The sequence below is a fragment of the Allobosea sp. 05T422_2 genome (assembly GCF_056396265.1).
Map to the genome: position 1 here is coordinate 1 of NZ_JBFTLD010000066.1, position 26,379 is coordinate 26,379.

Annotated in this window: 23 protein-coding genes and 3 pseudogenes; 7 read left to right on the top strand and 19 right to left on the bottom strand. The window is 66.9% G+C overall.

The features are described from left to right. Nucleotides 1–153: 153 nt before the first annotated feature. Nucleotides 154–651: a hypothetical protein gene (locus AC1DJT_RS14075; RefSeq protein WP_476769318.1), complete on the bottom strand. Its 498-nt coding sequence runs from the start codon at nucleotides 649–651 to the stop codon at nucleotides 154–156. A gap of 55 nt (nucleotides 652–706) precedes the next feature. Beyond that, nucleotides 707–1,204: a c-type cytochrome gene (locus AC1DJT_RS14080; protein WP_441493578.1), complete on the bottom strand. Its 498-nt coding sequence runs from the start codon at nucleotides 1,202–1,204 to the stop codon at nucleotides 707–709. Nucleotides 1,205–1,458: 254 nt separating this feature from the next. Between AC1DJT_RS14080 and accD the strand changes: the two genes are divergently transcribed. Then, nucleotides 1,459–2,340: an acetyl-CoA carboxylase, carboxyltransferase subunit beta gene (gene accD / locus AC1DJT_RS14085; protein ID WP_476834274.1), complete on the top strand. Its 882-nt coding sequence runs from the start codon at nucleotides 1,459–1,461 to the stop codon at nucleotides 2,338–2,340. Between the two features lie 145 nt (nucleotides 2,341–2,485). Here the strand turns inward: accD and AC1DJT_RS14090 are convergent, their stop codons facing one another. From AC1DJT_RS14090 to AC1DJT_RS14140, 11 genes and pseudogenes are all read right to left on the bottom strand, one after another. Next, complete coding sequence (locus AC1DJT_RS14090; protein ID WP_476769315.1) at nucleotides 2,486–3,409, bottom strand: cell wall hydrolase; 924 nt, start codon at nucleotides 3,407–3,409, stop codon at nucleotides 2,486–2,488. Between the two features lie 322 nt (nucleotides 3,410–3,731). Continuing rightward, a complete protein-coding gene (locus AC1DJT_RS14095) occupies nucleotides 3,732–4,001 on the bottom strand; it encodes a hypothetical protein (RefSeq protein WP_441493575.1) in 270 nt (89 codons plus the stop codon). A 350-nt stretch (nucleotides 4,002–4,351) separates the two neighbouring features. Beyond that, nucleotides 4,352–5,323 carry an autotransporter family protein gene (locus tag AC1DJT_RS14100; RefSeq protein WP_476769314.1) on the bottom strand — a complete coding sequence of 324 codons (972 nt, stop codon included), beginning with the start codon at nucleotides 5,321–5,323 and terminating at the stop codon, nucleotides 4,352–4,354. 53 nt (nucleotides 5,324–5,376) lie between these two features. Further along, nucleotides 5,377–6,015, bottom strand: a pseudogene (locus AC1DJT_RS14105) (autotransporter outer membrane beta-barrel domain-containing protein); the annotation flags it as partial. A 121-nt stretch (nucleotides 6,016–6,136) separates the two neighbouring features. After that, nucleotides 6,137–7,072, bottom strand: a complete 936-nt coding sequence (locus AC1DJT_RS14110; protein WP_476834275.1) for an ABC transporter permease — start codon at nucleotides 7,070–7,072, stop codon at nucleotides 6,137–6,139. Nucleotides 7,073–7,098: 26 nt separating this feature from the next. Beyond that, the gene (locus AC1DJT_RS14115; protein ID WP_476769313.1) at nucleotides 7,099–8,067 is read right to left on the bottom strand and encodes an ABC transporter permease; all 969 of its coding nucleotides are present in this window, start codon (nucleotides 8,065–8,067) and stop codon (nucleotides 7,099–7,101) included. Nucleotides 8,068–8,121: 54 nt separating this feature from the next. Then, nucleotides 8,122–9,699, bottom strand: coding sequence for an ABC transporter substrate-binding protein (locus AC1DJT_RS14120; protein WP_476834276.1), 1,578 nt, complete (start codon nucleotides 9,697–9,699; stop codon nucleotides 8,122–8,124). Nucleotides 9,700–9,755: 56 nt separating this feature from the next. Then, a complete protein-coding gene (gene ggt, locus AC1DJT_RS14125; RefSeq protein WP_476832573.1) occupies nucleotides 9,756–11,363 on the bottom strand; it encodes a gamma-glutamyltransferase in 1,608 nt (535 codons plus the stop codon). A gap of 4 nt (nucleotides 11,364–11,367) precedes the next feature. Next, nucleotides 11,368–12,783, bottom strand: a complete 1,416-nt coding sequence (locus AC1DJT_RS14130) for a dipeptidase (RefSeq protein ID WP_476769310.1) — start codon at nucleotides 12,781–12,783, stop codon at nucleotides 11,368–11,370. Continuing rightward, nucleotides 12,780–13,187 (bottom strand): AtuA-related protein, encoded by a 408-nt coding sequence (locus AC1DJT_RS14135; protein WP_476832572.1) that lies wholly within the window; start codon nucleotides 13,185–13,187, stop codon nucleotides 12,780–12,782. The genes AC1DJT_RS14130 and AC1DJT_RS14135 overlap by 4 nt, the downstream gene beginning before the upstream one ends. Next, nucleotides 13,184–14,560, bottom strand: a complete 1,377-nt coding sequence (locus AC1DJT_RS14140) for an acyclic terpene utilization AtuA family protein (protein ID WP_476769308.1) — start codon at nucleotides 14,558–14,560, stop codon at nucleotides 13,184–13,186. Before AC1DJT_RS14140 ends, AC1DJT_RS14135 begins: the two co-directional genes overlap by 4 nt. A 172-nt stretch (nucleotides 14,561–14,732) precedes the next feature. Between AC1DJT_RS14140 and AC1DJT_RS14145 the strand changes: the two genes are divergently transcribed. After that, the gene (locus AC1DJT_RS14145) at nucleotides 14,733–15,623 is read left to right on the top strand and encodes a LysR substrate-binding domain-containing protein (RefSeq protein ID WP_476834277.1); all 891 of its coding nucleotides are present in this window, start codon (nucleotides 14,733–14,735) and stop codon (nucleotides 15,621–15,623) included. 101 nt (nucleotides 15,624–15,724) lie between these two features. On the opposite strand, the pseudogene AC1DJT_RS14150 reads toward AC1DJT_RS14145, so the two are convergent. The 3 genes and pseudogenes from AC1DJT_RS14150 to AC1DJT_RS14160 form a co-directional block, all read right to left on the bottom strand. Then, a pseudogene (locus AC1DJT_RS14150) lies at nucleotides 15,725–15,826 on the bottom strand (IS481 family transposase); the annotation flags it as partial. 60 nt (nucleotides 15,827–15,886) lie between these two features. Continuing rightward, nucleotides 15,887–17,212, bottom strand: coding sequence for an epoxide hydrolase family protein (locus AC1DJT_RS14155; protein WP_476769307.1), 1,326 nt, complete (start codon nucleotides 17,210–17,212; stop codon nucleotides 15,887–15,889). Nucleotides 17,213–17,255: 43 nt separating this feature from the next. Continuing rightward, nucleotides 17,256–17,477: pseudogene (locus AC1DJT_RS14160) on the bottom strand (LysR family transcriptional regulator); the annotation flags it as partial. Nucleotides 17,478–17,693: 216 nt separating this feature from the next. Here AC1DJT_RS14160 and AC1DJT_RS14165 point away from each other — a divergent pair. Both AC1DJT_RS14165 and AC1DJT_RS14170 read left to right on the top strand, forming a co-directional pair. Next, entirely contained in the window at nucleotides 17,694–18,290 is a 597-nt protein-coding gene (locus AC1DJT_RS14165) for an IMPACT family protein (protein WP_476769306.1), read from the top strand. 152 nt (nucleotides 18,291–18,442) lie between these two features. Continuing rightward, complete coding sequence (locus AC1DJT_RS14170; RefSeq protein WP_476834278.1) at nucleotides 18,443–20,515, top strand: transglycosylase domain-containing protein; 2,073 nt, start codon at nucleotides 18,443–18,445, stop codon at nucleotides 20,513–20,515. A 269-nt stretch (nucleotides 20,516–20,784) separates the two neighbouring features. Here AC1DJT_RS14170 and AC1DJT_RS14175 read toward each other — a convergent pair whose 3' ends face one another. Next, nucleotides 20,785–21,159, bottom strand: coding sequence for a VOC family protein (locus tag AC1DJT_RS14175; RefSeq protein WP_441508292.1), 375 nt, complete (start codon nucleotides 21,157–21,159; stop codon nucleotides 20,785–20,787). 171 nt (nucleotides 21,160–21,330) lie between these two features. Beyond that, nucleotides 21,331–22,743, bottom strand: a complete 1,413-nt coding sequence (locus AC1DJT_RS14180; RefSeq protein ID WP_476834279.1) for a M20 family metallopeptidase — start codon at nucleotides 22,741–22,743, stop codon at nucleotides 21,331–21,333. A gap of 535 nt (nucleotides 22,744–23,278) precedes the next feature. On the opposite strand from AC1DJT_RS14180, the gene AC1DJT_RS14185 reads away from it, so the two are divergent. Together AC1DJT_RS14185 and AC1DJT_RS14190 are read left to right on the top strand one after the other, a co-directional pair. Then, a complete protein-coding gene (locus tag AC1DJT_RS14185) occupies nucleotides 23,279–24,118 on the top strand; it encodes a helix-turn-helix domain-containing protein (protein ID WP_476834280.1) in 840 nt (279 codons plus the stop codon). A gap of 201 nt (nucleotides 24,119–24,319) precedes the next feature. After that, entirely contained in the window at nucleotides 24,320–25,222 is a 903-nt protein-coding gene (locus AC1DJT_RS14190; RefSeq protein WP_476770743.1) for a PhzF family phenazine biosynthesis protein, read from the top strand. Nucleotides 25,223–25,257: 35 nt separating this feature from the next. Here AC1DJT_RS14190 and AC1DJT_RS14195 read toward each other — a convergent pair whose 3' ends face one another. Next, complete coding sequence (locus AC1DJT_RS14195; RefSeq protein ID WP_441493829.1) at nucleotides 25,258–25,491, bottom strand: hypothetical protein; 234 nt, start codon at nucleotides 25,489–25,491, stop codon at nucleotides 25,258–25,260. Between the two features lie 371 nt (nucleotides 25,492–25,862). Between AC1DJT_RS14195 and AC1DJT_RS14200 the strand changes: the two genes are divergently transcribed. Next, nucleotides 25,863–26,379, top strand: a 517-nt coding sequence (locus AC1DJT_RS14200) for a hypothetical protein (protein ID WP_476834281.1), incomplete at its 3' end; no start/stop codon positions are given.

Here is a 26,379-nt window from a genome sequence, read left to right on the forward strand (position 1 = left end):
GGTCTGGTTGGGCCGGACCTCAGTCGGTCTCTGGAAAATGCTGATAACGGACCACCCCCGTTGCAGACGCTTCTGCGACGCGACACCGTGGCGTTCAGCTCAGGCTGCCGATCGTTCGCCCGTCCTGCGCCCGCTCCCCGGCAGCCCGGCCGTTCACGGCTGCGCGGCCAGTGCTTTGGCTACCGCCTGCGCAATCCAGTCCTGCGGGGTCAGACCCGCCGCCCGCGCCCTGGCGCTGACCGCGTCGACGACGTCGGGCATCAGCGGCACGTCGAGAATGATGCGGTCCGCGATCTCGATGGCGTAGACCGCCCGTGTCGCCTGCAGGCTGAAACTCCGCAGCCGGGCGGTCTTCTGCGCGTCGGCCAGCGCCGTGTCCTTGGCCAGCAGGGCGCAATAGGCGCCGATCAGATTGTCGATGATCAGGGTCTTGGTCAGGCCCTGGCTGCGCAATGTGTCGACGGCGGCATTGAGCGAGGCGGGATGGTCGAGCGGATCGGAGACCGGCAGCAGCGCCGTGATGTCCTTGACGCCGGCCGGCGTATCGGCGGTCGGCCGCCCCCCGCACTCGAAACCGGCCGCCCAGGCGCCCGGGCCGATCAGCAGGGTCGACAGTGACAGCGCAGCCAGCAGGCACGTTGCGGTTCGCATGATGGTCCTCCTCGAATTGGCCCGAGCCGGTGCCGGCCGCCATGGAGCCTGGCGCTCACTGCGCCTTCTCATAGGCAGCATATTGCTCTTCGGTCATGGTCGGCAGCTTCTGCACGAAGGCAACGACGGCCCGCAGGTCGTCATCGCTATGGGTGTCCGCGAAGGACGGCATGCCGGTCATCCGCACCCCGTTCTTGACGATCCAGAAGATCTCGGCGGCGCTCCAGTGCTGGATCGTATCCGGCAGGAAGGGCGGCTCCGGATTGAGGCCCTTGCCGATATCGGTCGGGTCCTTCCCCGGGGCGCCATGGCAGTAGACGCAGGTCTCGTTGTAGAGACGGAAACCCCGGGAAATGTCCGTGGATGGCGCCGGCGCCGGCACCTTGGCCGCCTGGCGGGCCACCGACTGGCGCATGGCGGTCTGCAGGAGAACGAATACCGGGGCGCTGTGCGGCTCGCGGGCGGCGATATTGACGAGACCGCTGAAGACCAGGGCGAGGCCGGCGATGGCCAGGACGATGAAGGCTGTGACGAAACCCGCGATGAATCGCATGGCACCCTCCGGCGCGGGATCCGACCGGCCGGTGCTTCGCCGCCGGGCGGCCACTCTCCTGCGGCATGTCCATGCTACCTGAACGGCGCGGGATCGAATAGCRCCTGCCGCTTTGCGCCCAGCCGCCCGGAACCGGGCAGTGCTTCAGGACTGAGCACCAGATCGCCGCGAAGGCAGCAGCGCAGGCCGGTTGCACGGCATTCCGTTCGAGCGCATCTAATGTCCGACCGACGCAACGGAGCTTGCGAACGCCCATGCGGGAATCACCGACGAATTGGATTACCGCGGTGGTGCGGCCAAAGATCAGCACTCTTTTGCGGAGGGAAACCTCCGAAAAGCTCTGGATCAAGTGCCCGGTCACCGGCCAGCTTGTCTTCCACCGGGATGTCGAGGCCAATTTATGGGTGATTCCGGGCTCGGGTCACCATTTGCGCATCACGGCAGCGCAACGCCTGGCGATCACACTCGATCCGGGCTCCCAGGAGGATGTGCCCGTGCCGGAAGGGCCGGTCGATCCGCTGCGCTTCCGCGACACGAAGCGCTATATCGACCGCCTCAAGGAGGCGAGAGCGAAGACCGGGCTGCAGGACGCGGTCAAAGTGGTCCGCGGCAGGCTCGAGGGCATACCTGTCACGGTGGCGGTCCAGGACTTCCATTTCATGGGCGGCGCGCCTGGCATGGCAGCCGAGGAAGCCATCGTCACCGCTGTAGAAGCCRCCATCTCGCACCGCACGCCMTTGATCCTGTTCGCGAGCGGCGGCGGGATGCGCATGCAGGAAGGGATGCTGGCATTGATGCAGATGCCGCGCACGACCGTGGCCCGACGGCGTCTGGCCAAGGCGAAATTGCCGTATCTCGTCGTGCTGACGGACCCGACGACGGGCGGCATCACGGCGTCCTATGCCATGCTGGGTGATGTGCATATCGCGGAGCCCGGTGCCCTCATCGGCTTCGCCGGACCGCGCGTCATCGAGCAGACGATCCGGCAAAAGCTGCCGGAGGGCTTCCAGAAGGCCGAATACCTCAAGGAGCACGGCATGGTCGATATCGTCGTGCCCCGAGCCGACATGCGCGCGACGCTCGCGAGGCTCTGCGGCCGGCTGACCCGCGAACCGCCGCGGCCCCGTCCTGAATGAGCTGATCCTTGCGGCCGTCGCCGAGACGTTGTCGGCCTCGATCGCACGTTTCGCGCACGGCTGCGGCAACAGCGCTCCCCAGCTTGTGGGGAGGCAAGACTGGCGGTCGATCGCCCTGCGTCCAGACGCAGGCGGCCGCTCGCGGTCAGTCCAGCGACAGGCCGCCGCGAAGGCCGCGGGTCTCGAGCGGCAGCGCAGCCACGCGGACGCCGCTCGCCGGCGGCGCGTTGAAGGCGCGCAGGGTCTTCTTGGGCAGGTCGAGATCATAGGGCCGGCTGGGCGGCAGCCGCATCGTGCTGACGAGCGTCAGGGTCGGGCTTGCCGGCGCAGAAACGGCCGGCGCGGGAGCCTCMGGGGCGAATGCCAGCGGCGCGGCGGCAAACGAGGTCTGCACGGTCGATGTGGTGGCGGGAGCCGCAGGCAGGTTGAGCGCAGCCAGCTGATAGTTCGGCTCCTCGATGCGGCGCCGCTCGGGCCGCTCGCCCTTCACATAGAAGGCGTTCCCGCCTGCCAAGGTCACGTAATGCATGTTGGGATAGGAAAAGCGCATCCCGGCCATGTGGAAATGCTTGGCCGCTCCGACAGGCTCGTGGCGCTTTCCGTTGAGGATGTCTTCCGCGATGGCCTCGACCCTCGGCAGGTCGCGTGCAGCCATCGGGCGGGTCAGCACGCCGGCGGCGAACTGGCGCGGCGCGCCGACGACGCCGCAGATCGTCTCAGGGTAACGCGGCGATTCCACCCGGTTCATCACCACCGTGCCGACGCTGAGCAGACCCGCATCGCTCGACCGGTTCGATTCGAAATACATCGCGCGGACGAGGCATTCCTTCTCGCGCGGATCGGCCTTGGCCAGGGTAACCGCGCGCTTGCGCGCCTCACGAGGATCCTTTGTCGCCGGCGCCACCGTCGAAGCGGTCTCGACAGGCGACATGCTGCAGGCGCCCAGCGCCGGCGCAGCCAGTGAAATCAGAAGCGGGATCGCCTTGCGGCCGGAGCGGCTCTTGCCGATGGGACGGCCAACATTGCCGACGGGACGGACAGCATTTGCAGCGATCACGGCGCGCTTCATGCGGCAACCTCCTGATTACGGGCTCCGGGCTGCCGCAGGCGGCGGACCGTCATCCCTGGAAGGGACCCTGAATACGTTAACAGAACGTTAACGCCAGATGAACGGAGCGAAGGTGCCCGACCGCGCTTCGGCCGTCAACACGGCGCGGCTGTCCAACGACCGCCATGGCGGCGCCATGCAACATGCGGCTCTTCGCCCGTGCCAATGGACTGGTGTCGCTCGCGATGGATCCGGAACATGGACCTCGCCCGGACGCGCATCTTCATCGCCCGGGACCACGCAGCGTCCCGCGAAAGCTGGTCGCCGTGCCGGAGTTTCGACCCTAGTGCACCGTCGCTTCTTCGTCCCCTTCCGGGTCGATCAAACCAGCGAGTCCGAGTTCCTCCAGCCCTTCATTGAACTCAGCCAAGGCTGCAGCGTCGCTGGCGAACGTCTCTTCCCAGACGGTCGACCCTCCATCTTCATCGACAAGCTCGAGCGTCCAGCCCTCGCTGTCCGCGAGACGGTAGATCTCGACCTGCACCGTCACGCCATCGCGAGTGACGGTCTGGCAGAGCGGCGAACGGAGAATGTCAGGGAAGTCGTCGGTCATGTCGCCCAATGTACCCCCGGGACAGTGGGGACTCAATCAGCGACGGCGCCCTGACGCGCTCCCGGTCGAGATCGGCCGCACCCGACGCTGACGACGGGATCGAGCAACGGCGCGAGGCGCTCCGTCACGATCATCATCGAKGCGCGGACGCCAAGCGCGATCTCGTCGCCGAACAGGGCCAAGAGCCGGGTGGCCAGGCCGCATTGCCGACAACGGGCGCGGCAAGGTCGCCATACGCGCCTTCGAGCCGGCCGTTCAGCTCGACTTCCAGCGCTGCCGCATCCGCGACAGGCGCAGAGCAAGCCGTGGCCGGGATTTCGCGAACGATCCTCCCCGGCCAGGATTGATCGTCAGGCCAGGATTGGTCCAAGCCAATATCGATCCAAGTCAGGACGAAACGCCGAGCTTACCATGACACCGAGCCGGCAGTCATAGGTATGCGAGCGGCCATCGAGGCCGACCGAGTAGCCCACGCTGGCGTAGAGGGTGGTGTTCCTGGTCAGCTGTGCGTCGGCGCCGACCTTGAACTCGGCCCAGTTGCCGCCGAGATCGGCCCGGAACGGGATAAAGCCGGTGGCCGAGAAGAACGCGGTCTTGGGATTGCCCATGAATTCGTTCCAGAGGCTGGCCTTCAGCCAGGCAGTCAGCATCCGCGGTCTGGCGCCGAGCGTGGCCTCGTACAGCGTCCAGCTCCGCGCAAGGCGAGCGCCGATCCGGCCGGCGAGTGAGTCCGCGTCGGAGAAGCGCACCAGGGCTGCCGAGCCGTTCGAGAGCGTCTGGTAGATGATTTGCGCCTGCGGCTCGAAGACGACGCCGTAGCCGAGCTGGAGCGGATAGCCGCCTTCGAGCGAGGCGGCAAAGCCGAACGCGTCGCGGTTGAGGGTGAAGCCGCGCCTGGAATCGGCCTTGGCATCATACCAGGTGCCCTGGACGACGCCGTCGAGATACCAGCCCGACGGCCCGAAATGGGTCCAGTATCCGCCAAGCGAATAGACATCGATGGTGTTGTGGCCGGCCTTGATGCCGTTGAAATGGGTGACGTCGCCCTCGATCCGGCCGATCGCGGCATAGATCCCGGCATGATCGCGTGAGCCGTCGGAGTTCTGGCTGCGATAGAGGTCGAGACCGGCCTGGAAAGCATAGAGGTCATAGTCGTAGTTCGGGCCGTTACGGTAGATGCCCCAGGGGCCGCCATCCTGGTTGCCATGTGTGCCGATGATCCGGGCCAGCCGGCCGAGGCATAGGAGTGCCCGGGGGCGGCTGTGCCGGCCGGCAGCCGCACGGTCGTGGTGCAGCGGTCGTTCTTCTCGGGGTTCGCGCACCCGATCGTCCGCTCCTCCGTGACTTCGGGCGCCTCGAGGGGCGCAAGCTCGCCGACGCGCTCATGCAGACTGTCGATCAGGGTGCGGCCATAGATCAGCTGCATAGCCGGCAGCGCCGCATAGAGCGAGGTCTCGCGGCGAAAATCCGGGATGCCGGTCGAGGGCGGTGCCGGCGACGGCCCGGGGCCGGGAGGCGCAGGCGGCACTGGAGCCAGGTCCGAACGCAGATACCAGCTCTCCAACCCCGACGCATCACGGCTGGACCGATAGAGCGAGTACTCATAGGGACCGGCAACCACAGGGCCAGCCAGTGCGAAGGCGCCGACCGCCGTCGTGGCGCCATTGATCGCATCGACCACAAGGATGCCGTTGCCCACGGTCAGGTCTCCGTGGCCTGTCGTGTTGGCGACCTGGAGCGAGGAGAGGCCCGTCGCGCTGCCCCCGTTGATAACCAGCCGGTCCGACGGCGAATTGTCGTTTCCAAGGAAGGTGTTGAGGCCCAGCCTGCCGCCCACGCCGGTATAGTTGACCGCTGTCAGCGTCTTGTAACTGGCCAGCCCCCCCGGATCGCCGGCGGGCGCCGAAAAGGCGACCAGGCTTGCGTCATTGGTCAGGTTTGTGAGGTTTGAATTGCCGGTCAGATTCCATACCGTGGCGTTGGTCAGGACATGGGCATCCTGCCCTTTCGCCATGTGTTCGAAGCGCAGGATTTCGGCCCCAGGCGCATTCAGGGGAGCGGGATCGTTCGGGGGCGACGTTGACAGGGAGCGGTCGTCTTCCCCCTCGTCGTCGCGCCATGCCCGGGTTCTGCTCTCAGGCCTGCGCGCGCGGATTGAGGACGTCCCTGAGCTGATCGCCGATCAGGTTGATCGCGACCACCGTGATCAGGAGCGCCACGCCGGGATAGAAGCTGATCCAGAACTTTCCCGATAGCATGTGCTGATAGCCATTGGAGATCAGCAGGCCGAGGCTGGGCTCGGTGATCGGCACGCCCAGCCCGAGGAAGGACAGGGTCGCCTCCAGCGCGATGGCGCGCGCGATCTGGACGGTGGCGATCACCATCAGGGGCGGCAGGCAGTTCGGCAGCAAATGGCGAAACAGGATGCGCAGCGATGACGCGCCCTGGCAGATTGCCGCCTCGATATATTCCTTGCGCCGCTGCACCATCGCGCTGGCGCGGGCGATGCGGGCATAGGCGGCCCATTCGACGATGACTAGCGCCAGGATGACATTGACGACGCCCTTGCCGAGAAAGGCCAGGATCATCAGCGCGACCAGGATCGTGGGGAAGGAGAGCTGCAGGTCGACGATGCGCATGATCGCGGTGCCGGTGCGGCCGCCCGCATAGGCTGCGATGAGCCCGAGCGTCGTGCCGATGGCGGCTGCCGCCAGCGCCGATGTCAGGCCGACCAGCAAGGAGATGCGCAGGCCGTAGAGAATGCCCGACAGCATGTCGCGGCCCTGATCGTCGGTGCCGAGCCAGTAGGTCATGCCCGTGGGTGAGACCGATCCGGGCGGCAACTGGCCGTCCATGATGTCGAGCTGCATCAGGTCATAGGGGTTCTGTGGCGCGATCCACGGCGCCAGGAGCGCGAGCGCGATGATCGCGCAGAGCAGCACGAGGCCGAGCACGGCCAGGCGCGAGGCGGCAAAGGCCCGCAGGAAGCGCAGCAGCKGCGTGCGCCGCGTCGCGGGCGCCGCTTCCGGAGCGGCCGCTTCCGGGGCGGCGGAACGCGAGGAGGTTGGCATGGTGTTCACCTGCAAGGCCCGGTCGCTCAGTTCTCGAGCCGGACGCGCGGGTCGAGAGCCGTGTAGATCAGGTCGACCACGAGATTGATGACGACGAACAGCACGACGATCACCATGAGATAGGCGACGATCATCGGGCGATCGAGCAGGTTGATGCTGTCGATGATCAGCTTGCCCATGCCCGGCCAGGCGAAGATCGTCTCCGTCACCACCGAGAAGGCGATCACCGAGCCGAATTCCAGCCCKACGATGGTGACGACGGGGATCAGGATGTTCTTGAGGAGATGGACCCGCAGGATCGCGCCCTCGCCAAGGCCCTTGGCGCGAGCGGTGCGGATATAGTCCTGCGGAACGATCTCGCGGGTCTCGGCCCGCACCAGCCGCATCACCAGCGAGATCTTGAACAAGGCGAGGTTCAAGGCCGGCAGAATGAGATGGCGCAGGCCCTCCAGGGTCAGGAACGACCATTGCAGGCCGAGCAATTCGCGCGTCGGCCCGCGGCCGCCGGCCGGCAGCCAGCTCAGTTGCACCGCAAAGACCATGATCAGCAGCAGCCCGACCCAGAAGCTGGGCAGCGAAAAACCCAGGATCGAGCCGGCCATCATCGTCTTCGCCACCGGCGAGTTCGGCCGGACGCCGGCATAGAGGCCGAGCGGAATGCCGATCACCACCGAGAGCAGCATGGCGGCGAGCGCCAGCTCGAGCGTTGCGGGCATGCGCTGGAGGATGACCCGCAGCGCCGGCTCGTTGAAGACGAAGCTGCGCCCTAGATCGCCCCTGACCGCGCCGCCGAGGAACGAGAGATATTGCTGCCAGAGCGGCCGGTCGAGCCCCAAGGCCGCGATCACGCGCAGGCGTTCCGCCTGGTCGGCATCGGGCGGAACCAGAACGGCAACCGGATCGCCGATCACGTTGACGCCGACGAAGACGATCACCGTCATGGCGAGCACGACCGCGAAAGCCTGCAGAAGTCGTTGGGCGAACCAGGCAATCATCTCATGTCCCCGGGCGACGGACCGGACCGGTCCGTCGCGTTGTCGATACTCGTGTTACCTGGCGCTGCGGGCATCCACCGCCAGCGTGCGTTCGTCGCGGCGCGGGTMGATGACGATGCCCTTGCGGGTGACCCAGGCGTTGTCGAGGATGAAGAGCGGGATGATCGGCACCTCGCGCGCCGCGGTCTCGACCGCGCCGACGAGCAGTTGCTCCCGCTTGCCGTCGTCGATCGTCGCCAGCGCCTGGACGATCTGGGTATCGAGCGCCGGATTTGCATAGCGCCCGTAATTGAAGACGCCGAGGCCCTTGGAGGGATTGTTGCTGGCGAGCACATTCGAGAGCAGATAGCCGGCCTCGCCCGTCGGGCTGCCCCAGCCCCAGAGCCCGGCACCGAATTCCTGCTTGCCGCCGCGCGTCGCATAGGCGCTCCAGGGCAGCGTCTCGACCGCGGTCTTGACGCCGATCCGCGTCCACATCTGGGCGACCGCCTGGGCGGTCGCCGCATCGTTCGGGTAGCGGTCATTGGGCGTGAAGAGCGTGATCTTGAACCCGTCCGGGAAGCCCGCCTCCTTCAGCAGCGCCTTGGCCTTGTTGGGGTCATTGGCGGGAACCGTGACGCTCTTGGCATAGGAATAGGTGCCGGCCGGCAGCCACTGGCCGGTCGGCCGGGCCGTCTTCTGCATGATCCGGTCGGCGAGGCCGTCGCGGTTGATCGCGATGGACAGCGCCTGGCGCACCTTGAGATCGAGCAGCGGGTTCTTCGGCAGCGGCTTGCCGTCATTGTCGGTGATGGTGGCGGCACCCGGCTCAAGCGAATTCAGCGCGAGATAGATGACGCGCAGCCCTTCCGTCGTGGCGACGGTGACGCGCGGATCCGCCTTCAGCTTCTCGAGATCGCCGACGGGCGGCGTGTCGATGATGTCGACATCGCCCGCCAGGACCGCGGCGACACGTGCACCGGAATTGGTGATCATCCGCAGCGTGACCTTGTCCCAGTCCTGCTTTGGCCCCCACCAGGCGTCGTTGCGGACGAGCTCGACCCGGTCGCCCGGGGTCTGGCTGACGAATTTATAGGGGCCGGTGCCGATGGCGGCCTTGCCGGAATTGTAGTCCTCGGTCGTGGCGCTCTCGCCGACATGGCGCKAGATGATCGGCACGAAGGCCAGCTCGCGCGGCAGGTTGGGGGCCGGCTCGCCGGTGTCGATGCGCAGCGTCAGCGGGTCGACGACCTCGACCGTCTTCACGGCGCGCAGGAAGCCGCCGAAGCCACCGGGACTGTTGGGGACGTTGCGGGCGCGCTGATAGGTGAAGGCGACATCGTCGGCGGTGAAGGGCTTGCCGTCATGCCAGGTCACGCCGGGGCGCAGCTTGAACTCCCAGACGGTGTCGGAGACCGGCGTCCAGCTCAGGGCGAGACCGGGCTTCAGGCTGACATCGGGCGCGCGGTCGACCAGGCGGTCGAAGACATGCATCGCGACGGAATGATTGGGCGTGGCATTGTAGAAATGCGGGTCGATCGAGGTGAAGGCGCCGCCGATCGCGATCCGCAGCGGGGCCGCCTGTGCAGGAGCGAGGCCGAGCCCCGTCGTCAGCAGCGTCGCCGCAAGCCAGGTTTTGAGTGATGCGCTCATCGGGGTCCTCATGATCGAATGACTGGAATTAGGTCTGTTGGCCGCTTCATTCCGGCTCAGCCGCTCAGCCACATGCCGTCGCGCTGCGGGTCGGCGCCGGCCGACAGGCGGCCGGCATCGGCGAGCACCGCATGCAGCGCCGCGAAGGCGAAGCCCTGGTAGGAGCGCGCGACGCGATAGCTCTGGCGCTCCAACTCCGCGGCGACATAGCGTGGGATCCGGTTCGAGATATCGATGCTGTTGCTGGTCACGCTGATCCGTGGCGCCGCGACCGCATCGAAGACCGGCATGCCGAAATCGATGATGTTGCTGATGCCCTGCGCCATCGCCGGCAGGATCGCGGTGCCGCCTGGCGCGCCGATGACGATGAAGGGCCTGTCATCCTTGAAGACGATGCTCGGCATCTGCGAGCTGGTGCGGCCCTTGTTAGGCGCCAGCGAGCCCGGCCGGCCGGGCCGCGGATCGAAGGCGCTCATCAGCCCGTTATACATGAAGCCCAGCCCATCGCTGATGACGCCGCTGGGGATATTGAGCGTGTGGGTGAGCGTCACCGCGTTGCCCTCGCCGTCAACGACGCAGACCTGCGTGGTGTCGTTGGCCTCGGGCTTCAGCTTCAAGCGCTCGATGGCGCCGCGCTCGCCCCGGCGGATGCTCTGCGCCAGCGTCGCGGCATAGTCCTTCGCCAGCAGCCGGTCGGTCGGMACCTCGACGAAATCGGGGTCGCCGATATGCGCGTCCTTGTCGGCCGTCACCCGCATCAGCGCCTCGGTCAGGATGCGCAGATGCTCGCCGCCATTATGCTCGAGTTCGCCGAGCGGGAAGTTCTCGAGGACATGCAGCAGCTGGATCAGCGAGACGCCGCCGCCGGGCGGCTGGACGCTGGCGACGCGGTGGCCGCGATAGCTGCCCCAGACCGGCTTCGACCGCCGCAGCTGGTAGTTCGCCAGGTCCTCATAGGCAAGCAGGCCGCCATTCGCCTTCATGTCGGCGGCGATCTGCTCGGCGATCTCGCCGCGATAGAAGATCTCGGGGCCGGCTGCCGCGATCCGCTCCAGGGTGCGGGCGAGATCGGGATTGGCGACGGTGTCGCCGGGGCGCTTCAGGCTGCCATCGGCCCGGAAATACAGGTCCCGGCCGGTCGCGCTGAAGCGGAGCAGGTCCTCATTGGGCACCCGCCCCTGCTCCGACTGGTTCAGCGCCATGTAGTAATGCATGTAGGGCCGGATCCTGAAGCCGCCCCGCGCGTAATCGATCGCCGGCTGCATGATATCGGCGAGATCCATGGTGCCGTATTCGGCCAGCGCCGTGGTGTATCCCTTCAGGTTGCCCGGCGAGCCGACGGCCTGATAGCCGATCTCGTTGACATGGCCCTTGACCACGAAGGAGAAGCCGTCCGGCGCCTCGCCGATGATCGCGTCCTGCCACATGTCGGCACGGGTCGCCGACGGGCTGCGGGCATAGAATTCCAGCACCTCATGGGCATTGCGGCCGGGCATGTAGATCTGCATCGAGCCATAGCCGGCGATGCCGGTCATCTGCGGATCGACGACGGATTGCACGAAGGCGCAGGCGATCGCGGCATCGACGGCGTTGCCGCCGCGCCTGAGAACTAGCGCTCCGGCCTCGACGGCCTCGGGCTGGGCCGCGACGATCATCCCGGCCATCGGCTCAGCCCTTCCCGCCCGGAGCGTCAGCCCCAAAAGCCGCGGCAGGAAAACGCCCGAGCTCCTCCAGCAGCATCGGCCAGGCCTGCAGGCCGAGCGGGATCGACGCCAGATGGAAGAACTCGTTGGGCGCGTGCACGTCCTCGTCGGGCAGATTGAAGCCGAACATCAAGGTGTCGAGACCGAGCGTCTCCTTGAAGATCGCGGTGATCGGCACCGTCGCGCCGAGCCGGACATGGACCGGCTCCTGCTGCGATGTCGTCCTAAGGACGCGCGTGGCGGCCTGGACCAGGGGGTGGTCGGCAGCCAGCGTCGAGGCCGGCGAGCCGCCGCCTATCGCCTCGAAGCTGACCGCGACGCCGGGCCGCGCCACCGCCAGGATATGTCCCTGGAGCGCCTGCGCCGCCTGGTCGGTGTCCTGCCCCGGTGCGAGGCGGATGGTGATCTTGGCGCGCGCCTCGTCGGGGATCACCGTCTTGCTGCCGGAGCCGGTATAGCCGCCCCACATGCCGTTGACGTCGATGGCGGGGCGCAGCGTCAGTCTCTCGCGGATGCTGTAGCCCGGCTCGCCGGCCGCGATGCCGCCGATATCGCCGACAAAGGCCGCCTCGTCGAAAGGCAGGGCGGCGGTGTCCTGCCGGTCCCGCTCACTGAGCGGGCGCACGGCCTCCATCAGCGCCGGGATGGCGATCGCGCCATTCCTGTCATGGAGCGTCGCGATGATCGCGGCGAGCTCGTGCAGGGCGTTGCGGACCGCGCCGCCATAGCGGCCGGAATGCAGCTCCTTGTCGGCGGTGCGGACCACGAGTTCGAGCTTGGTCAGCCCGCGCGCCCCGACATTGATCGTCGGCACGGTCGGGCTGGCGCGGCCACCATCGGCGGAGATCATGGCGTCGGCCTTGAGCAGCGGGCCATAGCGCGCGACGATGGCATGCAGGCTCGGGCTGCCGGTCTCCTCCTCGCCTTCGATGAAGAGCTTGATATTGACCGGGCAGCGGCCCTTGACCGCCAGGAAGGCCGCGACCGTCTCGATGGCGATCGTGGTCGAGCCCTTCACATCCGACGCGCCGCGCGCATAGAGCCGGCCGTCGCGGGTCGTCGGCTCGAAGGGCGGCGTCTTCCAGAGCGCCAGCGGATCGGGCGGCTGCACGTCGTAATGGCCGTAGATGATGATCGTGGGGGCGCCGGGCGCGCCGAGCCAGGTGCCATAGACCGCCGGCTGGCCGCCGCCATCGAGCAGCTGGACATCCGACAGCCCGATCTCCCTGAGCCAATCGAGCAGGAACGTCCTCGTGTCCTGCATGCCCTGCGCATAGGCCGGATCGGTGCTGACGCTCGGCAGCCTCAGGAAGGCATTCAGCCGGTCCAGTACGGCATCGTGCCGGGCGAGCAGATGATCGACGACGGGCTGGGCGCTCATCGCGGGCCTCCAGGAGTTTGGGGATGGCGGGTCGAAGCGAGGATCGGGGTCTCGTCGGCGACAGCGTTCAGCACGGCCTTGGGGACCGGGACGGAGGCCGCGAGCAGCAGGAAGGACAGGGTCTTGCCATGGCCGTCGAGGCCCAGGCTGGCATTGACGCCGCCGTCCAGAACATCGTCGAGGACGAAATTGAAGGCAGCCAGCCGGGGCAGTTCGTAGCGCACGACCCGGGAGGGCGCCCTCGCCCGAAAGATCTCCGCCACCAGATCGGCCGTGAGCTCTGCGGCCAGCACCGGGAAGAGCGCCGGGTGGCGGCAGACCAGCGCGATATTCAGGCGGTTGCCCTTGTCGCCGGAGCGGGCATGGGCAAGCGCATGGAGCGGCGTGCGGATCGGCTCGATCATGCCGCCTCCTCCAGGAAGCTGACGCGGGGCGTGACCCTGTCGCGCGCGACCAGGCAGGACGCGCTGCGCAGCCGCGGCGTCAGCCGCTTGCGCACCCCGCCCCCGCCCGCCGGCCCGGCGCAGTACAACGCCTCGACCTCGTCCAGCAGGCACTCGGCGGCAGCACGATCATCGCTCTCGGCGGCGAAGCGGATGCGCAGATCGGTCGGCAGCCTGTCCCAGACGAGGTCGGAAATGCCGGAGCCCGCGCTGTCTCCGAAGACGCTGACGGCGCCGATCAGATCGACGCGAATGGCGAGAGCAGGATGGAAGCGGCGCATCCGAAGCTGCACGGTCTCGATTGCGAGCTTCGCGCGCGCCCCGGCATTGGGGCCGGCATAGGAGATTTCGGCCTCGGCGAGATGGCCGCCATCGACGCAGATCGTCGCCTTCAGTGTGGGCGGCAGCGGGTGGCCCCTGGCGCCGGTGACGCGCACCCGGTCGGGGCCGACCTGCTCGATCTCGACCTCAGTCAGGTCGAGCACGACATCGGGCGTCAGATAGGCGGCCGGATCGTGGATTTCATAGAGGATCTGTTCGGTAACCGTGCGCCGGTCGACCAGCCCGCCGGTGCCGTCCGGCTTGGTCACGACGAAGCTGCCATCGGCCTCGACCTCGGCGATCGGATAGCCGATCCGGTCCATGCCCGGCACGTCCTTGATGCCCGGATCGGCGAAATAGCCGCCCGTGACCTGCGACCCGCATTCGAGCAGATGCCCCGCCAGGATGCCGGCGGCGAGCCGGTCCCAATCGTCCCAGGCCCAGCCGAAGCTGTGGATCAGCGGCCCCAGCACCAAAGCGGGGTCGGCGACGCGCCCGGTCACGACGATGTCGGCGCCGCGCGACAGGGCCTCGGCGATCGGGCCCGCGCCGAGATAGGCATTGGCGGCGATGATCTCGGGCGCCCGCGCCAGGATCGTGCCATCGCTCTCGCAGGCGGTGAATTCGGCCGGGCTCATCAGGCCGAGAAGGTCATCGCCCTCGACCACCGCGATCTTCAGGCCGGGATATCCGGCCTCTGCGGCCCAGCTGCGGATTTTCGCGGCAGCGGCCCGCGGATTGGCCGCGCCGAAATTGCCGATGATCCTGATGCCGTGCCGGGCGGCGTCCCCGAGAGCCGGGCGCAGCAGGCGCTCGAGCGCGGGCACCTCGCCGCGGGCGGGATTGGCGATCCGGTCGATCTGCGCGAGCGCCAGCGTGCGTTCGGCCAGCGTCTCGAAGATCAGGAAACGGGGCCCGTCATGCTGCGCCAAGGCTTCGATCACCGGCCCGGCCGAATCCGATCGGTCGCCGGCAAAGCCCGCCGCAGCACCGATCCGAACCTGTGTCGCCATGCCGAACCCATCCGTTGCCGCCAGCCCGGCCCATGGCCGCGCCTGATGCATTGGTGGCGACGCATTCAGAAAGTCAAATAATGGGAATTCATTATTCCATAGGACGAGCCTATGACTGAGCTGCACGGGAGGCGACAGACCGCCGGCCCGGCCGATCGACCACCGAGGCGCCATGAATCTGACAATCCGGCAGTTGGAGATCCTGGTCGCGATCGGCGAAACGCTGAATCTCACGGCCGCGGCCGAGCGCCTGGGCATCACGCAGCCCTCCGTCAGCGAGACGCTGAAGCGCATCGAGGCCGAGCTCGGCTATCGGCTGGTGCACCGGACGACGCGCGCGCTGACGCTGACCTATGAAKGGCGGCACGTCGTCGCCAGCGCGCGCGATGCCGTGCGCAGTCTGCACCAGACCTTCGAGGCGATCGCCAGCCGGAACGAAGGCGTGCACGGCCGGGTCTCGATCGCCGCACTTCCATCCGTGGTCTGCACGCTGCTACCCCCGGCGATCCGCGCCTTTCGCAGCAGCTTCCCCGGTATCGATGTCCAGATCCGCGACGCGCCCCAGGACCGGGCGACGGAGCTGCTGGAGGACGGTATCGTGGACCTCGCGATCGTCGGCCACCCGGCCTCGCTCGGCGCCTTCGCCTTCGATCCGGTGACGTCGGACCGCATGCACCTGGTCTGTCACCGCCAGCACAGCCTCGCCACGCGCGAGAGCGTGACCTGGGCGGACCTCGCCGGCCATGACTTCATCGCGATCTCGCCGGCTTCGTCGGTGCGCAGGCTCACCGATGCCGGGTTCGTCCACGGCAACCTGTCGATCGAGCCGAGATACGAAGTCGACCAGATCCCCTCTGCGGCAGCCCTCGCGGCGGCCGGCCTCGGCATCACCGCGCTGCCATCGATGACCTTTGCGATGTTCCGGAGCACGGACCTGGCCATGGTGCCGATCACGGCGCCCAGCATCGAGCGCCGGATCGGCTTGCTCTGGGTCAAATCCCGGCCGCTCTCGCTCAGCGCGACCCGGCTGGCGGACGCGATCCGGACGCATGGCGGCGCCTGACCCAACGGCGCGTCGACGAGCCCCCTCGCCGTCTCAAGGTGCAACCGCTCTTCGCCGAAGGGCTGGATCATCGGACCGGAAATCGTGTCCGGTCCGATGATCTAGCTGTGGAGCGTCAACAGGTTGTCCTCGTCGAGAGCGAGTCTGCTGATGGGTGTCTTGGCCTGGATTCCGCCGTGGGGGCGATGCCAGTTCTGGGGATGCGTTCCGGCCGCAGGCTCGGCAGAAGCCCGCGGCCGGAACCGTGCACTTTGTGCGACGCCTCAATGCAGCGAGCGGAATGTCGCGCGCAGATCGTCCGTCAGGGCTTGCGGCTGCTCCCAGGCCGCGAAATGCGTGCCCGTGTCGTGGCGCCTGTAGAAGACCAGGTTCGGATAGGCCTTGCGCGTCCAGCTTTCCGGCGCCTGGTAGATCTCGTCGTGGAATGCGCTGACGCCGGTCGGCAGCGGCACACCCTTGGGCGCGAAGAACGCGAGCTTGCTTTCCCGATACAGCCGCGCCGAGGAGACCGCCGTGTTCGTCAGCCAGTACAGCGTGATGTTGTCGAGGATATCGTCCCGGGTCAGGCCCTCCTTCGCGCCATCGAAGACGCGCGCGATGAGGTTATAGCTGCGGATGTCGTGGTCGATGATCCAGGCCGCCAGCCCCACCGGCGAATCCGCCAGCGCGTAGAGAGTCTGCGGCCGGCCCGCCATTTCCTGCGCGTAGCCGAGCCCGTTCGCATAGAAATCGACGAGCTGGTCCCAGGCATGCTTTTCCTCGGCATCCAGGCCCGCGGGCTCGGGGCCGTTGGGAAGCAGCGGGGCGATCTCGGCGGGAACGGTCGCCGGCATGTTGGTGTGGATCCCGGCCAGCCCGGCCGGGCGCTGTAGCGCCATCTGCTCGGTGACCGCATTGCCCCAATCGCCGCCTTGCGCGACATAGCGCGTGTAGTCGAGCCGCTGCATCAACACCGCCCAGGCGCGTGCGACATGCTGCGGATCCCAGCCGTTGACGGCCGGCTTGCCGGAAAAGCCATAGCCCGGCAGCGACGGGATCACGACATCGAAGGCATCGGCTGCAGTGCCGCCAAAAGCGGTCGGATCAGTGAGCGGGTCGATGATCTTCAGCTGCTCGATGATCGACCCGGGCCAACCATGCGTGACGATCACCGGCAGCGCGTTCGGGTGTTTCGACTTCACCTGGATGAAGTGAATATCCACCCCGTCGATCGTCGTGACGAAGTTCGGGTAGCTGTTGATTCGTGCTTCGACGTCTCGCCAGTCATGCTGGTCCGCCCAATACGCGGCGAGCTTCTCGATGCTCGAGAGGCTGACGCCCTGGGTCGGGTCGTTCTCGCGCTGGGGCCATTTCGTCGCCTTGATGCGGCGCTTCAGGTCGGCGAGTTCTTCGTCGGTCGCGTGGTAGCGGAATGGCCGGATCGAACTGTCGCCGCTCGCCTTCGGGTCTGCGGCCGCGCTCTCCTGCGGCGAGCGCGAGGGAGAGGGCGCTGCGGTCGCGCTCACGGCGGGAAGCATCGCGCCGATCGTTCCCACGACGGTTGATGCGATGAAGCTCCTGCGGCCGATCAACGGGTGCGGACCAGGCATGGCGGTTCTCCTCAGGGGTTAAGGCGGAGACGTGGACGGTCTGTGCGATKATCTGGCGTGCCGCATCGACATAGTCGCGCCCCGCATCGGTGAGCTGGACATTCCGACTGGTCCGGACGAGCAGGCGCGTACCGAGATGGCGCTCGAGCTCCGCGACTTTCCGGCTGACGCTCGGCAGCGGCGCGTTCAGCTTGCGGCTTCCCGCAGACAGGCTGCCGGCATCGACGACCGCCAGAAAAACCTGCATCGCATCGAAGCGGTCCATCAGGCCCCACACTCCTTTGCGCCGGCGGCAGAGACGTTGTCCGCGCCCCCGGTCCGAAGCTTCGCACCGGCCTCGGCCAGCCCGATCGATGGGCCGGCTTCAGTCTAACGCGCGGTCGGCCTTGCTGCCATGGGTGACGCACCAGTCCCGGTCGCGCCCAGGCGGAGATCTGTCATTGGCTTTGCCCAGGGTGCTCCTGAGCCGGTACATGAGCGCATGGAAAACCGCTTCACACTCCTTGGGCTCAACTCATTCCGGCAGGAGATCAAGAAGAGCCGCTTCATTGCGACCGCCGCTCCCGTTGCGGATGAGGCGGCAGCCAAGGAGTTCATCGCTGCCCACTCGGACCCGGCGGCCAATCACAATTGCTGGGCCTGGCGTTGCGGACAAGGCTATCGCTTCAACGATGACGGAGAACCGAGCGGCACAGCGGGAAAGCCGATACTCGCGGCCATCGACGGGCAAGCGCTGGACGGCGTCGCGGTTGTCGTGACGCGCTGGTTCGGCGGGGTCCTGCTCGGCAGCGGCGGCTTGATCCGCGCCTATGGCGGCACGGCCGCCCTCTGCTTGCGCGCGGCCGAGACGGTGGCGCTGGTCGAGGCGGCATCAGTGACGATCACCTGCGCGTTCGGCGATCTGGCGCGCGTCCAGGCGCGGCTTGGTGATCTGCCGGGGGTGCAGCTGCGCGATCAGGTCTTCACGGATACCGGCGCAGTGCTGTCGGTGTCGGTTCCAAAGCTGGAGGCCGATCTGGTCTCCAAACTGGTCAGGGACATCACCAGCGGACGCGCGGCGATCAGATGGGACGACTAGGTTCTCGCTCTCCGGGCGGACGCGCGCCCGGCGACATCGCGCTGGCACGGAGATGGCGACAGAGCGCTTTGTCTGCTGGTCTTAGTTGCGCCAAGACCCGATGTCAGAAGCGCCCGATGGCACCGGCTGCACGGATTGGGGGCTGACCACAGGTGGCGAACGGATCTGACCGGCGCGAGCCGCTTGTCGACGCGCTGGCGACGGACGCGCATGAGCTGGATTTTCGCCCCTCCTCCGAGGATCGGGAGGGTGAGACCACGGCGCGCGGGCCGGCCTCTCAGGTCAGCGCTGATGCGTCCAGCCAGCCCGGGAAGGCCCGGCGCGTGGGCGGCGGCTTGGTCCTGAGAAAGCTGGCCTGTGCCGGGCTCGTGCTTTGCCTGGGCGGCGTCATCCTCTTGGGCGGCGGCGTCGCCTACTACGCCGCGCAGCTGCCTCCGCTCAGCCAGCTCACGGTGCCGAAACGGCCCCCGAACATCGCCATCCTGGCGAGCGACGGCTCGCCTCTCGCCAATCGCGGCGAGACGGGCGGCCGCGAGGTCTCGCTGGGGGAGCTGCCGCCCTCCCTGCCCAAGGCTTTCGTCGCCATCGAGGACCGGCGCTTCTACGACCATTGGGGCATCGACCTGATGGGCCTTCTCCGCGCAGCCTACCGCAATCTGGCCCATGACGGAKGCCTCCAGGGCGGCTCGACGCTGACCCAGCAGCTCGCCAAGAACCTGTTCCTGACCCAGGAGCGCACGGTCTCGCGCAAGATCCAGGAAGCGATCCTGTCGCTCTGGCTGGAGCGCAGCTACAGCAAGGACCAGATTCTCGAACTCTATCTCAACCGGGTCTATTTCGGCGCCGGTGCCTATGGTGTCGAGGCCGCGGCGCAGCGCTATTTCGGCAAGTCGGCCCGCAACCTGTCGCTGTCGGAAGCCGCCCTGCTGGCCGGCCTCGTCCAGTCCCCCTCGCGCCTGGCCCCMAGCCGCAACCGGGAAGCCGCACAGGCCCGCGCCGAACGCGTCATCGCGGCGATGAAGGAGCTCGGCTTCATCACCCCCGACATGGCCAGCACGGCTCTTGGCGCACCGGCGCAGATCGTGCGTCCCAAGGCGGCCGGCTCCGCCAATTATGCCGCCGACTACGTGATGGAAGCGCTCGACGACACCGTCGGCGCCATCGATTCCGACATCGTGGTCTCGACCACCCTCGAGCCAGCCCTGCAGGCGGCGGCCGAGCGGGTGCTCGTGGACGAACTCGACGCCAAGGGCCAGAAATTCAATGTGAGCCAGGGCGCCTTCGTGGCGATGCGGCCGGACGGGGCCGTGACAGCGCTGGTGGGTGGCCGCAACTACGAGACGAGCCAGTTCAACCGGGCGACCTCCGCCCGCCGCCAGCCGGGCTCGGCCTTCAAGCCCTTCGTCTATCTGACGGCGCTCGAGCGGGGGCTTCGCCCCGACACCGTGCGCTCGGATTCGCCGGTCAACATCAACGGCTGGAAGCCCGAGAACTATGACCGCGGCTATCGCGGGCCGATCACCCTGCGCAATGCTCTCGCCCTCTCCCTCAACACGGTGGCGGTGAAACTCACCATGGAGGTCGGTCCTCAGTCCGTCGTGCAAACGGCACAGCGCCTCGGCATTGCCTCGCCGCTCCAGGCCGACCCCACGATCGCGCTCGGAACCTCCGAAGTCACGCCGCTCGAGCTCGTCGGCGCCTATGCCAGCTTCGCCAACGGGGGCTTCGGGGTCGTGCCCTACGTGATCACCGAGGTGAAGGCTGCGGATGGCAAGCCGATCTTCAGCCGCCCGGCGCCGGACGATGCGGGCCGGATCATCGATCCAGGCACCGATGCGATGATGAACGCGATGCTGCACAACGTCTTCGTCATCGGCACGGCCCAAAGGGCGCGGATGCCCGGCTGGCCCATGGCCGGCAAGAGCGGCACCACCAACGACTACAAGGACGCCTGGTTCGTGGGCTTCACCGGCAATCTGGTTGCCGGCGTCTGGCTCGGCAACGACGACAGCACACCCACCAAGGGCGTATCCGGCGGCAACCTGCCGACCGATATCTGGCACAATTTCATGAAGATCGCCCTCAAGGACCAGAAGCCGGTCGGCCTGGCGGGCGTGGCCGGCGCCGGACAGGATCCGCGCTACGCCAATGAAAGCGGCAAGGGCCAACCCCGGCAGCGCACCAAGCGCCAGAAGAATTTCTTCGAGAGGCTGTTCGGGCTCTGAGGTCCAGTCGTTCGGCCCAGAGCTGAGCCCGTTGTTGTCACGGGGCCGCTCCGAGGCTGCGCCAGGAGCAGACTCTGGCTGGTGGCCTGGAAGCAGAGATTGCAAATCGTCTCGCCTGAATTCCGTTCGCGACCCATCTGGGACTGCGGGGAGGTCCGCTTTCTGTCGGGCCGATTGACCCGAAAGGAGAGGCCGAGATTGGACCGTCCGCTTGCCGGCGGATTTCCCGAAAAGCGGGATGATCTTGGGAGCGGCTGTTGCCAGTTGTGTTACTTCGTCGGCTGAGAGCGCGCGGTGAGCTTGTTTCCGTCCGGATCGCGAAGGTAGGCGACGAAGGCTCCGTTCGGGCGCTCGCTGGGTGGGCTCTCGATCGCCGTCCCACCATGCGTGGTGCCGGCCTTATGCCACGCGAGAACATGGTCACGGCTCGCAGCGGCGATACCGATAGTCCCACCGTTGGCCGCGGTCGCTGGATTGCCGTCGATCGGCTTCGTGATCATCAGCCGACCGCCCTTGTGGGCATAGATCAGCCGGCCTCTGGCATCTATCTCGCCAGGCTCGCCTCCTAACGCGGCGAATGTGGCGTCGTAGAAATCTCTAGCCCGCTCCAGGTCGTTGCTGCCGATCATGACATGAGTGAACATGCTTCTATCTCCAAAGAGGGCCTGTGCGAGATAGTCGCGCGCGGTCCGCAAGCGCCCCCCAGAATGCCGTCGCGGCACAGGCGATCGTGGGACTTAGGAGGCTCGGTGAGCTAGCGCGAGCTCGCGGCCATGGCCCGACCATTCGTCGGCCGGGCCATGGCCCTCCATTCGTCAGAACATGTGGAAAGGTGGCTTGGCGTCGTCTGGCAGGAGCGCCTTATAGGGCGTCCGGACCAGGCGCTCCTCGAAGTCGGCCTTGGCCTTTTCCAGCAATCCCGGTTCGACGAGCACGTCCGCGGCTACGCCCGCCATGACCTTCGCAACGTGAACCATGCCCTTGTGCGCCAGCGGCGATTGACCATGGGCCGTCAACTGCCAGGAATGCCCCGGCGTGCCGATCGTATACGTCGCGCCCCGCGCCTGTACCGTCGGCACGGCCCAGGAGACATCACCGACATCGGTCGAGCCCATCATACGCGGCCCCGGCACCTCCTTGGGTGCGATCGCGTTGCACAGGGGAAAATCCGTCACCGGCAATCCCGAGCGGCGAAATGCGCTTTCGATATGCGCGGGCGTCACGCTCTTCTGCATGCGCCTGGCGAAGGCGACGTCGTCTGCATCGAACGGAGGCGGGCCAAGCCGATCGAAATTGCGCTGCATGGCATCCTCCAGGGGCGTGTTCGCCAGCAAGCTGCTCATCGCGCTGACGACTTCGCTGGTGACCGTGGTCTCCGTCATCAGTGCCGCTCCTTCGGCGATTTTCCGGACCCGGGCGAGGAGTTCATGGACCTGGGAGACCATCGTCGCCCGCACGACATATCGGAGCTTGGCCTTGGCTTGGACAACGTTCGGCGCGATGCCGCCTGCTTCGAGATACGCGTAGTGGATGCGCGCATCGCTCGGCATGTGCTCGCGCATGTAGTTGACGCCGACATTCATCAACTCGGCGGCGTCGAGCGCTGAACGGCCGAGATGCGGAGAAGCGGCGGCATGGCTGGCGCGCCCGGAAAACTCGAAGTCGATCGTCGTGTTGGCCAGGGATAAGGCTGCCGTCACCGCCGCAAAATCCGCGGGATGCCAGGAAATCGCGATGTCGACGTCCTTGAAGGCGCCCTCCTTGACCATGAACGCCTTGCCTGCCCCACCTTCTTCCGCCGGGCAGCCATAGTAGCGGACGCGGCCCTTGAGCCCACGCTCCGCGAGGAAATCCTTGACCGCCGCGGCCGCCAGCATGGCGCCGGCCCCCAGCAGGTTATGGCCGCAGCCATGGCCGGCCGGCTGGTCCGGAAGCGGTTGATGCTCGGACATGCCGGGGGCTTGCGAGAGCTCAGGCAGCGCGTCGTACTCGCCGAGGATGGCGATCACCGGGCCGTCCTCTCCCGCCTCGCCCATGACGGCGGTCGGCAATCCGGCGATGCTCGTCTCCACGCGAAATCCCTCGCGCCGAAGCTGCTCGGCGTGGGCCGCAGCCGACTTGACCTCGCGGTAGTTGAGTTCGGGCATTTCAAAGACGCGGTCGCTCAACTCGATGTAGTCCGCCTGCTTTGAATCGACGATCGTCCAAATCTTATCGGTATTCTGCACAGCCTTCTCCCGAGATTGCATTCGCGCCATAGAGGCCGCTGAAGGCCGCCGTCATCCGCAATCGCCGGATATCGACAGCCCCAGCCTTCGGGAGGCTACTACAAGGCGAACGGCAGAATGGCCGAATTTTACTCAGAAGAATCGGCAATTATTGCAGACTGATCGACGTTTGCTTGTGCGCTTCGAAATTCGCGATGCTTGCCTTTGTCCGTTCGTCCAACGACGGAGTCGGCTTTGCGCCCCAAGGCCTAGCCGTGAGCACGGCTAACGGAGCTTGGCGATCCCGATGCCATCGCGTTTCGCGCTGTCGATGGTTTCTTCGCTGTGGGTCATCGCTTTCGAAATCGAGTGGCAAGGCGGATCGTCTCCAAACCCCCTTACGCCCCCTGGGGGATATTCCTGTCGGGCTCGCGCGCAGAGACCGCCGGTGCTTGCCGAACGCAAGTGCAGGAGCCAATCATTCTCTGATCTCGCTTCTGATGCTAGGCATGCAAACATGCTCCGGTCGATCCAACAGCTTYGGGACAGCTCCGCGGTGGGCGCGCTGCTTGCCGATGGCGAAGAGCAATTGACGCTGATGGGCGGCGGCTCCGAATACCGCATGCCGTGGCATTGGCACGACTGCCTGATGATATTCCTGCCGCATGTCGGAGCGGTCGATTTCCGCGACGAGTCCAGACAATCCGGCGCCTGGCTGAGCGAGGACCGTTTCGTCGTCGTTCCGCCGGGCCTCGCGCACCAGACCTCGGCAGCCCGGCCGGTCCATCGCCATGTGGCGATCTACGCTGCAGATGGACAACTGGCGAAGATCGAGGCCCGCATCGGCTCATTGCATCGTGTGCGCGGCAAGCTCGGACGAACAGGCTTTTTCCCAATGACGTCCGAGATCCGGTCGCTTCGCGGGCTGTGCCAGAGTGGGCAGGCCGATGACGCCGTTGCGCAGGTCACGCGCAGCCACCTCGCTGCGGCATTGCTGATCAATTGCCTCGCGCAGATCGAGCGAAGCGATGAACTGTCCGGCGCGCGCCCGGAGGGTCATGGCGAGATGCTGGTTTCGGAGATCAGGTCGTTCATCAGCCAGAACGCCAGCAAGGACCTGCCGCTCGACCTCATCGCCGACAGGTTCGGCTTGTCCAGACGCCATGCAACACGCTTGTTCCGCGACAAGACAGGCTTCTCGATCGCCACCTTCCAGKACCATGAGCGGATCAGGCAGGCGCAGGAGCTGCTGGTCGAGACCACGCTTCCCATTGGCGAGATCGCCTGGCGCGTCGGCTTCGAATCCGGCTCCGCCCTGGCGCGGGCGATGAAGCGCMTGACCGGCCTGACACCCACGACCGCGCGGCGGGACCTGGCCCGATCCGACAAGTCTTGAGGCCCGCTCGGTCGCGCGAGGGCCGCCCCGCCCCTTATCCTGGCGGGATGCTTCAAGAGCCAGGGGAGGACATGCGATGCAGGGCGCTCAACCAACAGACTTCGTCATTGGTTCGGATCTGACGCAGACATTTCCGGTCGGCTCCGGGACTGCCGCCGTCGACGCCGTCGCGCCGTCCATGACGCGATCGGGGCTGCAACGATGAACGACATCAGGCTTGTCAACGTCTTCACCCATAGGGGAAGCGGCGGGAATCCTTGCCCGATCGCGATCGATGCGTCGGGATGGCCCGACGAAAGAATGCAGGCGGAGGCCCAGCGCTTCGGCCACGAATCCGGCTTCGTCCTGCCAGGCTCCAGTGCCGATTTCGATTATGCCTTCCGCTTCTGGGTGCCGCGCCACGAGATGGAAATGTGCGGGCACGCCACGATCGGCGCGCTGTGGTGCCTCGCCATGGCTGGCAGGCTCCAGGCCGATCAGCTGCGCATCGAGACGCGCAGCGGGCCGGTGACCGGCTATGTCGATCTGACGGATCCCGATGACCCGTCGGTCGAGATCAGCCAGCCGGCCGGCAAGGTCGTCGACCTGACAGCGGCCGAGGAGGAGGAGGTTCTGGCGACCCTCAACCTCTCGCGCCGTGATCTCCTCGACCTTCCCATCCAGAATGCGGTGACATCGCGCGTCAAGACGCTCATCCCCATGAAAAGCACCGCGCTTCTGAATGGCCTCTCGTTGAACATGAGGCGGACGGAAGACTGCTGCGGGCGCATCGGCTCCACGGGCCTGTATCCCTACGCGATCGAGGATCGGGGCGCGCGGCGTTTCGAGGCGCGGCAATTCCCGAAATCCTCAGGCTATCCCGAGGATGCAGCAACCGGCATCGCGGCTGCGGCCCTGGCCTTCGGCTTGCTCAGGAACGGGCTGGTGGGTCGCGACAGCCAGCGCATCACCATTCTTCAAGGGCGGGCCATGGGTTCCCTGTCCGAGATCGGCGTGCGCCTGGGATTTGCCGATGACAGGCCGGTCGGCTGTCTTCTTGGAGGCTCCGTCAAGCCAGCGGAACCGCACGAATGGCATCAGGGCAGCGAGCGCTTTGCCGTCTAGGGGTTTCGCGCCGACGCTTCTCCTGGTCGAGCCCCCTATCGCGCCTGATCGCGGCCCTGCCGTGGCTCGACTGCGGCGATAGAGGCGTCGCGCGAGGGGCCGGGCTGGTCGCGGCAGAGCTCGACCAGCCCTGCCCGGTCGCCGGCCTCGAACGCTGCGATCATCGCCCCCTGCCCGGCGCAGGCCTGCGCCAGATGGGCCGGTTTGCTGCCGTGTTCGATCGGTCGCGATTGGCGCGAAATGGCAAGACGGGCAGGCTGTCCACGCACGAAATGCCCGCCGCGGGACTCGCGGGCCGATTCGTCCGCGATTGCGTGCTGCAGCGAGCCGGAGCGCTCACGCAGGAGCCGGCACGGCAGGGGACAAGCAGCAATGTCAGGCGCAACGGCGCGCGATCTCGCCTTTCCGCAGTCTGCCGACACAGTCTCCTGCGCGACGGTTCTCAGGATCGACAGCAGGTGGCCCCCGCGCCAGGCCAGGGGGGCAAGCCCTATGCCGGATTGCGCCGCGAAGGCCGCAGCCCTATCCCGGCAGTATCGGGGCGTCCCTCCCTTGCAAGGCGTTCAGAACGTTCTCCGTACCGGACAATTGTCTGGCTTGGACGGACTGGTGTCGTCGACTTCCACGCGAGACTGAGACCATGGCTGCTGTTTCAACGACCGACGAGCTCGAGGTTGCATCCGGGATGCTCCATCGGTTCTCCATGCTGATCGAGGACGGTCTGACGAGGAGGCTGTCGGGCTGGCTCTCGTCCGGCGGTGCGTGGCACGATTTCGTCCAAGGTCTGGAGGCCGCCGGCTATCGTCCCGCGCTGCTGGCTCTCGGCATTGCAGCGGTTTGCCTGATTGCCGCTGTCGCAACGGCAGCTTTTGCCAGCGCGATCATCGGCAAAGTGAAGGCCCGGCCGCTTCTGTTCGGGGCCGCCTGGTTTGCGGCCGCCTTGCTCGCGGTGCTGGCGGCCTGGGTCCTGCTCCTCGGTCTCATCTCCGATACGGTGCTCCGCCGCGCCTTGCTCAACTGCGTCGTGATCTCGGCCGTGGCGACAATGATCTGTTTCCCGCTGGCCACCGGTCGCAGGTCGATCTTCTGGCCTTGGCGACGCGATCTCGCGGTCGCCATCGGCATCGCGGCCGGCGGCCTGGTGGTCCTTGCCTGTC